The following is a 12976-nucleotide window of genomic DNA, read 5'->3' on the forward strand; positions in this document are numbered from 1 at the left end:
GTCATGCGGCCATGACAAGCTCGCAGACCTCCGCCGGCAGTCTCATCCGCGAATGGCGCACGCGCCGCCGCATGAGCCAGCTCGACCTCGCCGTGGAGGCCGAAATTTCGCAGCGGCATCTCTCCTTCGTCGAAAGCGGACGCGCCGCACCCTCGCGCGACATGGTGCTGCATCTGGCCGAGCAGCTGGCGATCCCGCTGCGGCAGCGCAATCAGTTGCTGCTGGCCGCGGGCTTTGCGCCCAGCTTCGGCGAACGGCCGCTCACCGATACGACGCTGGCGCCGGCGATGGCGGCGGTCGAGACCGTACTCAAGGGGCATGAGCCATTTCCGGCGCTGGCGGTGGACCGGCACTGGAACCTGGTTTCGGCGAATGCCGCGATCGCCCCTTTCCTTGCCGATGTCGGCGAGGCTTCGCTGCTGACACCACCGGTCAACGTGCTTCGCCTCAGCCTGCACCCCGGCGGCATCGCGCCACGCATCGTCAACCTGCAGGAATGGCGCACGCACCTGATCGAGCGTCTCAAGCGCCAGAACGATGCCACCGGCGATCCGGTGCTGGTCGAACTGGAGCGCGAACTGCGCGGCTATCCTTCAGGCGTCAAGGGCAGCCGGCCGGCGCCGGTCGAGCCGAATGCGATCGTCCATCCGCTGAGGCTTGCCCATGGCGATCAGGTGCTGTCGTTCATCAGCACCATCACGGTCTTCGGCACACCGCTGGATGTGACCTTGTCGGAACTGGCGATCGAATCCTTTTTCCCGGCCGATGAGCAGACACGGGCGGCGCTGGTACGCCTGGCAAAGGAGCGGTCGGAACGGTCCTGATCACCCCTGCGGCAGGGCCGCCTTGCGGGTGCGGGTGCGTTCCAGACCCAGTTGCCGTTCGCGCCAGATGATGAAGATGCCGGCGGCCACCACGATCGCACCACCGACCAGCGTGCCGGACGAGGTCACGTCACCGAAAACGAGATAGCCAACCACGATCCCAAGGATCATCGAGGTGTATTCGAAAGGCGCCACGACCGAGGCTTCGGCATGGCGATAGGCCGCGGTCATCAAGATCTGGCCGAGGCCGCCACAACAGCCGGCCATGATGAGCAGCGCGGCTTGCGTTGGCGTCAGCGATTGCCAGCCGAAGGGCAGCGTCAGCAGCGAGAGCACGCTCGCCGTCGACGAGAACCACAGCACGATGGTGGCCGTCTTCTCCGTCTGCACGAGATTGCGCACGAGCAGCATGGCGACAGCCGAGATTGCCGCGGCCATCAGCGCGGCCATGACGCCCAGGACCTCCTGGTCGTCGAGCCCTTCATCCGAATTGAGCAACGTCAGCTCCGGCCAGGAAATGATGAGCACGCCAATGAGGCCGATGGCGACGGCGCTCCAGCGATAGACGCGGATCGTCTCGCCAAGGAAGACCGAGGAGAACACCACGACCAGCAGCGGTTGTGCATAGTTCAGGGTGATCGCCTCAGGCAACGGCAGCCTGGTAAGCGCGAAAAAGCCGAGCCCCATGGCACCGACGCCGACGACGCCACGCGTGATGTGGTTGAAGGGACGCTTCGTGGCGAAAGCGGTGGCCAGATGTCCTTTCAATGCCAGGAAGGCGATGATCGGGAAGATGGCGAAGAAGGAACGGAAGAAGACGATCTGCCCCGCTGGCACGTCGCCTGCCGCCTTGATACAGGTTTGCATGCCGACAAAGACCGTCACGGAGACGATCTTCAGCACGATGCCTCTCAGCGTGCCGTGGCCACCCGTCGTCTCTGGTTGCGGCCTCGCTTCTGATGTCACTTTGGCAATGCGTCTCTGCCCGCCGTCGAGGGCACGTTGCGGGTCTCGAAATGGCAGAACGGGACATTGTCGGCGCACCGAACGAAAGCGCCCATCCCGAATTTCGGTGTGACGGCGGTCATGACTGCCTCGCGACGACGAAAGGAAGGCCTGAATTAGGCTCTGGCGCAGTTTTGTCGAGGGTATGTTTCGTGTAAAGAGCGCGGACTTTGAATTTTTTTGGACCAGTCAAACCATGTCCGGTCCCCGGAAAAGACAGGAAAAGCCAGGGAATGCGCACTGACACAGGCCAGGTCTTCAAACTCGAGGACTATCGCCCCAGCGACTACCTCATTCCGGAAACCAACCTTGACTTCCGTCTTTCGCCGCAGGCCACGGTCGTCACCGCGATACTGACCGTCGAGCGCCGCGAGGGCATATCGGAATCGGCTCCGCTGGTGCTCGACGGCGATGGATTGACGCTGAAGCGCGTCGAGATCGACGGCAAGACGGTGAAAGCGGCGGATCTGCTGGCGAGCCCCGACCAGCTGACGCTGCTCAAGCCGCCGGCCGCACGTCGTTTCCAGCTGCTGATCGAAACCGAACTGGCGCCTGCCGGCAATGAAGCTCTTATGGGCCTTTACCGTTCGAACAACGTTTACTGCACGCAGTGCGAGGCGGAGGGTTTTCGCCGCATCACCTACTTCCTCGACCGCCCCGATATCCTGTCCGTCTACACGGTGCGGATCGAGGCGCGGCGCGACGAGGCGCCGCTGCTCCTGTCCAACGGCAATCCGGTCGAGAGCGGCGATCTCGCCGATGGCCGGCACTATGCCAGCTGGCACGACCCCTTCCCCAAGCCGTCCTACCTGTTCGCGCTGGTGGCCGGCAATCTCGGCCAGGTCGCCGACAGTTTCGTGACCTTGTCCGGCCGCAAGGTCGAGCTCGGCATCTATGTCGAGCCCGGCAAGGAGGCGCTCGCCGGCTACGCGATGGACGCGCTGAAGCGGTCGATGCAATGGGACGAGGAGGCGTTTGGCCGCGAGTACGACCTCGACGTCTTCAACATCGTCGCCGTGTCGGACTTCAACATGGGCGCGATGGAGAACAAGGGCCTCAACATCTTCAACGACAAATACGTCCTGGCCGACCAGGAGACGGCGACGGACGCCGATTTCGCCAATATCGAGGCGATCATCGCGCATGAGTACTTCCACAATTGGACAGGCAACAGAATCACTTGCCGCGACTGGTTCCAGCTTTGCCTGAAGGAAGGGCTGACGGTCTTCCGCGATCATGAGTTCTCCGCCGACCAGCGCTCGCGCGCGGTCAAGCGCATCGCCGAAGTGCGCACGCTGCGCGCCCACCAGTTTCCCGAGGACCAGGGACCGCTGGCGCATCCGGTGCGGCCGCGCCGCTACCGCGAGATCAACAATTTCTATACGGCGACGGTCTACGAAAAGGGGTCCGAAGTGGTGCGCATGATCCGCACCATTCTCGGGGCCGAGGCCTTTCGCGCGGGAATGGACCTCTATTTCGAACGCCACGACGGTGAAGCCGCGACCATCGAGGACTTCATCAAGGTGTTCGAGGAGGCGTCCGGCCGCGATCTTTCACAATTTGCGCTCTGGTATCACCAGGCGGGCACGCCCAACCTGACCGTGAGTTCGACGCACAATCCTGCCGCGCGGGAATTCACGCTCGAGATCGAGCAGTCGGTGCCGCCGACACCGTCGGAAAGCCGCAAGCGGCTGATGCATATACCACTCGCCTTTGGGCTGATCGGCGCCGGCGGCAAACCTGTCTGTTATAGCGGCGTCGAGGGCGCGAGCGTCGAGGACGGTGTCATCCATGTCCGCAAGCGCCGTCACATGGTGCGCTTTTCCGGCGTTGCCGAACGACCGGCGGTGTCACTCAACCGCGGCTTTTCGGCACCAGTGACGCTGTCGGTCGAGCAGAAGGCGGCTGACCAGTTCTTCCTCGCTCGCCATGACGACGACGCCTTCTCGCGCTGGCAGGCCTTCAACACCCTGCTCACCGATGCACTGATCGCGGCCTTCCGCCAGACCCTCGGCGGCAAACAGCCGGATTTCGCCTCACAGCTGACCGAGCTTGCCGGCAACATCGCCAGCGACGAGACGCTGGAGCCAGCCTATCGGGCCCTGGCCCTGGCGCTGCCTGGCGACGCCGACATCGCGCGTGACATCGGCAAGAACATCGATCCGGACGCCATCCATTCAGCTCGCCAGGCGCTAGCGCTGGCGATCGCCACGGCTAACGGCGAGATATTTTCCGGCCTCTATGACAGCCTTGCCGACAAGACCGCTTTCAGCCCCGACGCGGCGAGCGCGGGACGACGCGCCTTGCGCAACATTCTGCTGGATTATCTCTCGCTGCTGCCCGGTGGATCGGCATTGGCGGCCGGGCATTTCCAGTCCGCGACCAACATGACCGACCGCGCGGCCGCATTGGCAGTGCTCGCGCATCGTCACCACGGATCGCCGGATGCGAAAATAGCGCTGGCGGCTTTCGAAAAGACATATGCGTCCGACCCGCTGGTCATGGACAAATGGTTCCAGATCCAGGCCGGCGTGCCGGGGCCGCAGGCTGTCGACACGGTCCGCTCCCTGACCGCTCATCCGGGCTTCTCGATGGGCAATCCGAACCGGGTGCGCTCGCTGATCGGCACATTCTCCAGCGCCAACCAGACCGGCTTTCACCGCGCCGACGGGGAAGGCTACCGTTTCTTCACGCAGACGGTGCTCGAGGTCGAAAAACGCAACCCGCAAGTGGCGGCAAGGCTGGCGACGGCGCTCAGGTCCTGGCGTTCGCTCGAACCGGGCCGGCAGGCAAAGGCCAGGGAAGCGCTGGTTTCGATCGCCAATGCCGAAAACCTCTCGGCGGATCTGCGCGATATCGTCGAGCGCACGTTGGCGTGAATGCAGACTCCGCTGCCTATGGGGGAGTTCTCCTGTGCCCGGCGCCTATCAAACCGACTGATGGGGCTGTGCCTTTGCGGTCAACTCGATTCCAAGGGCCTTCATCACTGCAATCGTGGTTTTTAGTGTCGGATTGCCGTTCTCACTGAACGAGCGATAAAGCTGTTCACGCGAAAGTCCCGTCTGGCTCGCTATTTGGGCCATGCCCTTAGCGCGCGCAACGACACCCAGCGCATGCGCGATATAGCCAGAATCTTCGGAAGCAAACGCTTCCGCCATGAATGCCGCAATCGCCTCATCGGAGGTCAGGCCTTCAGCCGGATCAAAGGTCGTCAGTTTCTCAGCCATCTCATTCGCTCCATTCTTGTGCCAGACGTTTCGCCGTCTTGATGTCCTTCTTCTGGGTGCCTTTGTCACCGCCGCACAGGAGGACGATGATCGTGTTGCCCCGCTTCTGAAAATAGACGCGGTAGCCGGGGCCATGGTGGATACGCAACTCGCTTATCCCCTCTCCCACAGGCTCAACGTCTCCCGGATGCCCATAAGCAAGACGGTCAAGCCGGGCAAAGATCGCGCCACGAGCGCGCTCATCCTTTAGCCGCATCCACCATTTTCGGAACGTTTCGGTCTGCTTTAGATCGATCATAGGGATTTGTAGTTTATAAACTACATCCCGTCAAGGAAAGCTCAAGGATCGGTCCGCTCTTATCCGACTCGCCTTCTGTCACATAGCCCTCGCCATAGGGTCGCGCTCAAAAGGGCATTGGGTCGATTCAGCATTATTTAAGTCGATTTTTAATCTTTTTTCGCCGGACCACTGGACAAGGCGAATCACCTTTGATTCTTTAATGGCGATTCGGAAGTGCGGTGTTGCCGGGTCACCAGCACATAGAAATGCGGCATACTGGAAATCGGGGAGTGCCATTTATGGCGAAGGCGGACGCGTGGGGCGCGCCCGGTGGGATGGCTTTTGCGCGTCGCGAGACGCGCAGCGACGGCCTTGCCGGGAATACGCGGCTCATCGCCGAACCGGCCTACAAGCGGCTTCTTGCAGCTGAACCGCTGCTGCGCCGGTCGATACCGGCCCTCATCGTCATCTTCCTGCTCGTCATCGCGGCGCTGCGTGTGCTCTCGCTGATGAACGAGCGCGACGATGTCGAGCGCGATGCCAAGGCGATCCTGACGCTGGCCGCCGCGCAGCTCGCCAGTTCGCTCGCCACCACGTCGGACACGCTGCCGGGCGCCACCCAGGACCTGCTGGAGACCACCAGCCGCCAGGGCGCGATGGGCCGCAGCCACGTGTTGGTCGTCACCGACAGAGCCTTCAGGATCACCGCGGTGACGCCGCGTTCGGTGCCCTGGCAAGGCCATTCGCTCGACGGCCTCGTCCAGGGCGGCCAGCCTTTGTTCATGTTCGGCGATCGCGCCGGTGTCATAGAGGTCAACATCGGCGGTCAGGACTGGTACGCGGCGGTCAGCCTGTCCAAGGACAGGAAGGGAGCCGCCGCGGCGCTTGTGCCGCAAGAGGCGGTCTTCGACACTTGGCGCAAGACAGTCTCGCTCAACGTCACCCTGTTCGTGCTGACGGCCGGCGTGCTGATCATCATCCTCTATGCCTATTTCGGACAGGCGGCGCGCGCGCAGGCAGCCGACCGCATCTATCTCGAGGCACATCAGCGTATCGACATGGCGCTGGTGCGCGGCCGCTGCGGCCTTTGGGACTGGGACATGGTGCGTGGCAAGATGTACTGGTCACGCTCGATGTACGACATGCTCGGCTACGAGCCCTGCGAGACGATGCTGTCCTTCGGCGAGGTTGACGAGATCATCCATCCCGAGGACGGCGACCTGTTCGAACTCGCCAACAGGATCGTCGCGCGCGAGATCGATCACATCGACCAGGTGTTCCGGATGCGGCATGCCGATGGCCAATGGGTGTGGATGCGCGCCCGGGCACAGGTCATGGATCCGGAAGCGCCGGAGATCCAACTGATCGGCATCGCGGTCGACGTCACCGAGCAACGGCATCTGGCGCTGCGCTCCGAAGCGGCCGATCTTCGCCTCAGGACCGCGATCGAGAACATCAATGAATCCTTCGTGCTTTGGGATTCGGCTCAGCACCTGATCATGTGCAATTCCAAATACCAGCAGGACAACGGGCTCTCGGATCGCGACGTAATGCCAGGTGTGACGCGCGCGTCCCTGGAAGAGCGGATGCTGGCCTTTGCTTCGGAACGCCGGCTTGCCAATACCAATGGTCCGCAGGGCGGCGCCACGTTCGAGCGGCAGCTGTCCGACGGCCGCTGGCTTCAGGTCAACGAACTCCGGACCAGGGACGGCGGCATCGTCTCGGTCGGGTCCGACATCACCCAGATCAAGCTGCACCAGGAAAAGCTGGTCGACAGCGAGCGCCGGCTGATGGCGACCATCCATGATCTCAGCCTCGCCCGCCGGGCAGAAGAGGAACGGGCGCGCGAGTTGGTCGACCTCAACCGCAAATACATGAAGGAAACCGAGCGCGCCGAAGCGGCGAACCGGGCCAAATCCGAATTCCTGGCCAACATGTCGCATGAACTGCGCACACCGCTCAATGCCATCATCGGCTTCTCCGAACTGATGGAACAGGGGCTGTTCGGCCCGCTGGGCTCGGAGCGTTACGAAGAGTACGCCACCGATATCAACAGCAGCGGCAAATACCTGCTTGGCGTCATCAACGACATTCTCGACATGTCCAAGATCGAGGCGGGCCAGTTCTCGCTGGACCAGGAGCAGATCGATCTCGGTCCGCTGATCAGCGAGACGGTGCGTGTCGTGTCGCTACAGGCGGCGCAGAAGGCGATCACCGTGGAAACGCGTATCGCCGACGCGCTGACGTTGTTCGCCGATCGCCGGGCGATCAAGCAGATCGTCATCAACCTCCTGTCCAATGCGGTGAAGTTCACCGGCCAGGGCGGCCACATATCGGTCAGGGCCCGCAACACGTCAGGCGCGCTGGTGCTGACGATCGAGGACAATGGCTGCGGTATCCCGAAGGAAGCGCTCGGCAAGCTCGGGCGCCCGTTCGAGCAGGTCCAGAACCAGTTTTCCAAGAACCATGCCGGCTCCGGTCTTGGCCTCGCGATTTCACGCTCACTGGCCGAGTTGCAGGGCGGTGCACTGAAGATCCGTTCCACCGAGAGTGTCGGCACGATCGTGTCGGTGCGCATTCCCGTGAAGAAGGCGCCAACGGCGGTCAAGGCCGCGGCCTGAGCGACAGGCTGCGGCCGACGATGTCGGAGCCCGCATCAACCAATCCTACTGCAGGCCGCCGTCGTTGCCTTCGTGATCCCATTGGCGGTCATGGCCAAAGCGGCCGCGCTTCGGCAGTTCGCCCTTCTCGATCTTGCCGTCATTGTTCTTGTCGAGCACGGCGAAAAGCTTCCTCTCGCGGCCGCTGATGTCATCAGCGGTCAGCGTGCCGTCGCCCTTGCTGTCGTAACGGGCGATGATGCGCCTGGCCATGCGTTCGAAGCGTGCCTTCTCCAGCGCGTCGGCGAGTTGAGCGACAGTCAGTTTGCCGCCATTGTCGGCGACAAGCTTCTTCAGCCGCGCGTCCATGACATTGGAGAACTGATCGAAGGTGATGGTGCCGTCATTGTCCTTCATCGCCTTGTCGAGCCGCATCATGGTGCGCTGACGCATATTTGCGCTGCCGACATTCTCGGCATAGGCGGCGCCGCCGACGGCTCCGGCCAGGGCGATGAAGGCAAGTGCGAGCTTGGTCGTCTTTCTCATGATTTTCTCCTGTTGCATCGTCACCCCCGATGCGGCCGGACGGTCGTTGGTCACGAACCCCCGGCACGAAGCAAAAGGTCGAAATCCTTCCTGACCTTTTGCGACGTCTCCTTGAGATGTGCCTCCAGCACACCGAAATCCGGCAGGTCGGTGACCGCCAGAAGCAGATCCGAAAGCCCCGGCGGAACGTCGTCACGTTCGAAGGGTCCGGTAAGGCACAGCCGCGTCATCTGGGTCAGCGCCAGATAAAGGGCGTAAGCATCGCCAAGGTCCTGCCTGATCGCGGCATTGGCGAAACGGGGCGTCAGGCGAGACAGGATCTCGGCCGTACCGGTGGCGCGCGGTCCGGCCTCGACCTGCCCGCTGATGACAGCCACCTGGGCGATGAATTCGAGATCGATCAGACCGCCCGGGATCAGCTTGATGTCCCACGGGTCGCGGGGCGGCTTTTCCTGCTCGATCATGGCACGCATTTCCGAGGCCTCGGCCCTCACCTTTGCCGCATCGCGCGACTGGCCAAGCACCGCCGCAACTTCCGCCTCGACCTCACCGCACAAGCCATCATCACCGGCGATGGCACGCGCCCGCGACAGGGCCATGTGTTCCCAGGTCCAGGCTTCCTGGCGCTGGTATTTTTTGAAGGCATCGATATGGGTGGCGACCGGTCCCTTGTTGCCGGACGGCCGCAAACGCAGGTCGAGTTCGTAAAGCACCCCTTCCGCCGTCGGCGCCGATACCGCCGATATCAGCCGCTGCGTCATGCGGGAGTAGTAATGCGACGGCGCCAGCGGTTTGTCGCCATCGGAATCCTCGGCGTCCGCATCGTGATCGTAGAGCAGGATGAGATCGACATCCGACCCGGCGGTCAACTCGCGGCTGCCAAGCTTGCCCATGCCGAGCAGCGAGACCACACCGCCGGCGATCGTGCCGTGGCGCACCGCGAATTCGGCGGTCACCGCTTCCAATGCCGCCGCGATTGTCAGGTCCGCCAGATCGGAGAAAGCGCGGCCGGCGCGGGCCGGATCGATGGAGCCCGCGAGCAGCCGCACACCGATCAGGAATTTCTGCTCGGAAGCAAATATGCGCAGCCGGTCGAGCACGTCCTCATAAGCCCTGTCGCCTTCGAGGAAGGCGGAAAGCCGCGCCGAGAGATAGGCACGGTCGGGGAGCTCGGTCAGCAATGCCGGGTCGAGCAAGCCGTCGAAGACATGCGGCCGGCGGGTGATGATCGCCGCCAGCCGGGGCGCCGCGCCCATGATCGTCGCCATCAGCTTGAGCAGTGCGGGGTTCGACTGCAACAGCGAGAACAGCTGGATGCCGGCCGGCAAGCCGGCAAGGAATTCGTCGAAACGGACCAGCGCCTCGTCGGCCCGGCGTGTCTGGCCGAAGGCCTTGAGCAGTGCCGGCGTCAGTTCCGTCAGCCGCTCGCGCGCCTCCGCCGTCTGGGTGACGCGATAGCGCCCGAAATGCCAGCCGCGGATGACCCGGCAAATGTCGCTTGGCCGCTGAAAGCCGAGACCGTGCAGGGTCTGCAGTGTGTTCGGGTCGTCGACGTCACCGGTGAAGACAAGATTGCCGATGCCGGCCGAAAGCTCGGGCGCCGTTTCGAACAGCGCCGCATAATGGCGCTCGACCTGCTGCAGCGAGGCACGGAACGCCCCGGCAAAAGCGGCCGCGTCGGCAAAGCCCAGCATGCGGGCGATGCGCTCCAGCCCTTCATCGTCTTCCGGCAGCGTGTGCGTCTGCTCGTCGGCCACCATCTGGATGGCGTGTTCGACCCGGCGCAGGAACCAGTACTGGCGGGCGAGCGCGTCACGCGCATCCGATGTGATCCAGCCCCGAGCCGCGAGCTGACCGAGCATGGGCACGGTTTCGCGGCCGCGCAGCTCCGGGAAGCGGCCGCCGGCGATGAGCTGCTGGGTCTGGACGAAGAACTCGATCTCGCGGATGCCGCCGCGCCCAAGCTTGACGTTGTGCCCCTTCACGGCGATCTCGCCGTGACCCTTATGGGCATGAATCTGGCGTTTGATCGAATGGACGTCGGCAATCGCGGCGTAGTCCATGTATTTGCGCCAGATATAGGGCTGGAGTTCCTTGAGAAAGGCATCGCCGGCCGCCAGATCGCCTGCCACCGGGCGCGCCTTGATCATCGCGGCACGCTCCCAGTTCTGGCCGCGCGCCTCGTAGTAGCGCAGCGCGGCTTCAACCGGAATCGCCAGCGGGGTCGAGCCGGGATCGGGACGCAATCTCAGATCGGTGCGGAAGACATAGCCGTGCTCGGTGCGATCCTGCAGGATGCGCACCAGCCGGCGCGTCAGGCGCGAGAACAAATCGGTGGCGTCGAGGGGATCGACCACGGCGGGCGCTTCCGGATCGAAGAACATGACGAGGTCGATATCGGACGAGAAATTCAGCTCATGCGCGCCGAGCTTGCCCATTCCAAGCAGGATCCAGCCCGATTGATGCGACGGGCTGTCGAGGTCTGGCAGTCTGAGCTTGCCCTGGCCATGCGCGTCACGCAGCAGGAAATCGACGGCCGCGCGGGTGCAGGCGTCGGCGAGATCGCTCAAGCGCCTTACTGTCAGCGACGTCTCGGCCTCGCCCGAGAGATCGGCTAGCGCGATCAGGAAATGCGCCTCGGCCTTATGCTGACGCAGCTCCATCATCAGGCCGGATTCCGAGACCGTTTCGGCCAGCGGCGCCTGGTCGATCGCGGCGGTGATCGCTTTCAGGCGGGCCTCGATCGGCAGGTCGAAGAGGCCGTCGAGGATTTGCGGCCGGCGGCGCGCCGTATCGCGCAGGAACGGCGAAAGGTCGAAGACGGCGGCCAGGAAATCCTGCGCCGTCCCCTTGCCGGCCAGGAATTTGGCCGCCCGTGTCAGCCCTTCTTCGCGCGCTGCGTCCGCGATTTCGGCCAGTTCCTGCCGCGCCCGCCCCTCGTCGAGCGGGACAAGCGGGGTTTCCAGGCTCAGCAACCAGTCTGTCTTGCTCCGCTTGGCAACGGCCGCCATCAGTGGCCCTCGCGTGTGGGGAAACTCATGACCACGGATAGTCCCGGATTGCCGGGCAACAGGTCAAGCCGGCCGTAGTGGAATGTCATGACCGCCTTGGCGAGACTGAGGCCAAGGCCGGAACCAGGCTGCGAACGGCTTTTCTCCAGCCGCACGAAGCGCTCCGTCGCCCGGGCGCGATCGGCATCGTCGGGAATGCCCTGGCCGTTGTCGGCGACGGAAAGCCTGATCTCGCCATGCGTGCGTTCGAGCGCCACGCGGACCGCCGGCTTGGACGTGGCATCGGTCGAGTACTTGATCGCATTGTCGACGATGTTGGAGAGCGCCTGGCCGATCAGTTCGCGGTTGCCGTCAACGGCAAAAGCACCGTTCACCTCGGCGTCCAGCGAAACGCCAGCCTCCTCGGCCACCGGCTCGTAGAGCTCGACCACATCGCGCACGGCAGCCGCCAGATCGACGCGGTTGGTGTGCTCGGAAGAATATCCAGCCTCCAGCCGGGAGATCATCAGGATGGCGTTGAAGGTCTTTATCAGCTGGTCGGACTCGGCGATGGTGCCCTCCAGCGCCTGCCGATAGTCCGACGTCTTCTGCTTGCCAGAAAGCGTCGCCTCGGCCCGGTTGCGCAGCCGGGTCAGCGGCGTCTTCAAATCATGCGCGATGTTGTCGGAAACCTGTTTCAAGCCTTCATTGAGCGTGGCGATCCTGGCCAGCATGGAATTGAGGTTTTCGGACAACCGATCGAATTCGTCGCCGGTGCCCGTAACCGGCAATCGGCCACTGAGATCGCCGCCCATGATGCGACGGCTGGCCTCCGACACGCTGTCGATGCGCTTCAGCGCGGCGCGGCCAACAAAGAACCAGATTAGCAGTCCGCCGAGCCCCATCATGCCGAGCGCCAGCATCAGCGAGCGGCGGATAACGGCGCGAAAACGCTCCGGTTCGCCGAGATCGCGGCCAACCAGCAGGATCATCTGATTGGGCAGCCGCAGCACCAGCGCGATGGCATTGTGGCCCTTCTCGCCTTCAGCCTGCACCGCGTTGTCGCCCGTTGAAGGAGACGTCGTCTGGTCGGACGCTCCGCTGCGCAAACGATCAAGCTCACCTTCGCCGAAGCGCTTGTAGGAGAACGGCTCGGTCGTCCAGCCCTCGGTATCGATTACACCCGGCTCCAGGGCCTGCACATTGCCGGTCAGGATCTGGCCATTGGTGTCGGCGATCAGATAGAGGTTGGCGCCAGGCTGGCGGGAGCGGTTTTCGACCACACGCACCAGCAATGGCAAGCCGCCCTTTTTGTAGGCGCTGGCCAAGCCTATTATCTCATCATTGATTGTGTCCTGCGTCTGCCCGGTCAGCATGCTCGCTGACAGCGACGTCATGTAGAAGACCAGCAGCACGGCGCACAGCGCGAAAAGCAGGAAATAAAGCGCCGAAAGCCGCGCTGCCGTCGTCTTCATGATGGCGGGCACGGAAAGAGCCATGCTGT

General features: G+C 63.4%; 9 protein-coding genes. 3 read left to right on the top strand and 6 right to left on the bottom strand.

The annotated features are described in order from the left end of the window. Window positions 1–11: 11 nt before the first annotated feature. Window positions 12–824 (top strand): helix-turn-helix transcriptional regulator, encoded by an 813-nt coding sequence (locus EN851_RS10015; RefSeq protein WP_127871357.1) that lies wholly within the window; start codon window positions 12–14, stop codon window positions 822–824. On the opposite strand, the gene EN851_RS10020 is transcribed toward EN851_RS10015, so the two are convergent. Beyond that, window positions 825–1790 (bottom strand): DMT family transporter, encoded by a 966-nt coding sequence (locus EN851_RS10020; protein ID WP_127871356.1) that lies wholly within the window; start codon window positions 1788–1790, stop codon window positions 825–827. It abuts the gene before it with no gap. 272 nt (window positions 1791–2062) lie between these two features. On the opposite strand from EN851_RS10020, the gene pepN reads away from it, so the two are divergent. Further along, a complete protein-coding gene (gene pepN, locus EN851_RS10025; protein ID WP_135915303.1) occupies window positions 2063–4708 on the top strand; it encodes an aminopeptidase N in 2646 nt (881 codons plus the stop codon). A 48-nt stretch (window positions 4709–4756) separates the two neighbouring features. Here the strand turns inward: pepN and EN851_RS10030 are convergent, their stop codons facing one another. Continuing rightward, window positions 4757–5056, bottom strand: coding sequence for an addiction module antidote protein (locus EN851_RS10030; RefSeq protein ID WP_135915302.1), 300 nt, complete (start codon window positions 5054–5056; stop codon window positions 4757–4759). A gap of 1 nt (window position 5057) precedes the next feature. Then, window positions 5058–5354, bottom strand: a complete 297-nt coding sequence (locus EN851_RS10035; RefSeq protein ID WP_135929086.1) for a type II toxin-antitoxin system RelE/ParE family toxin — start codon at window positions 5352–5354, stop codon at window positions 5058–5060. A 281-nt stretch (window positions 5355–5635) separates the two neighbouring features. Between EN851_RS10035 and EN851_RS10040 the strand changes: the two genes are divergently transcribed. Next, window positions 5636–7957, top strand: a complete 2322-nt coding sequence (locus EN851_RS10040) for a PAS domain-containing sensor histidine kinase (RefSeq protein ID WP_135929087.1) — start codon at window positions 5636–5638, stop codon at window positions 7955–7957. A 45-nt stretch (window positions 7958–8002) separates the two neighbouring features. Here the strand turns inward: EN851_RS10040 and EN851_RS10045 are convergent, their stop codons facing one another. The 3 genes from EN851_RS10045 to EN851_RS10055 are packed head-to-tail and all read right to left on the bottom strand — an operon-like array spanning window position 8003 to window position 12971. Continuing rightward, window positions 8003–8482 carry a hypothetical protein gene (locus EN851_RS10045; RefSeq protein WP_127871352.1) on the bottom strand — a complete coding sequence of 160 codons (480 nt, stop codon included), beginning with the start codon at window positions 8480–8482 and terminating at the stop codon, window positions 8003–8005. A 50-nt stretch (window positions 8483–8532) separates the two neighbouring features. After that, window positions 8533–11493, bottom strand: a complete 2961-nt coding sequence (locus EN851_RS10050; RefSeq protein ID WP_135929088.1) for a bifunctional [glutamine synthetase] adenylyltransferase/[glutamine synthetase]-adenylyl-L-tyrosine phosphorylase — start codon at window positions 11491–11493, stop codon at window positions 8533–8535. Then, window positions 11493–12971: a HAMP domain-containing sensor histidine kinase gene (locus EN851_RS10055; protein WP_135915299.1), complete on the bottom strand. Its 1479-nt coding sequence runs from the start codon at window positions 12969–12971 to the stop codon at window positions 11493–11495. The genes EN851_RS10050 and EN851_RS10055 overlap by 1 nt, the downstream gene beginning before the upstream one ends. Window positions 12972–12976 lie beyond the last annotated feature (5 nt).

Origin of the sequence: Mesorhizobium sp. M8A.F.Ca.ET.208.01.1.1 (genome assembly GCF_004791315.1) — a bacterium.
Classification (GTDB): Bacteria; Pseudomonadota; Alphaproteobacteria; order Rhizobiales; family Rhizobiaceae; genus Mesorhizobium.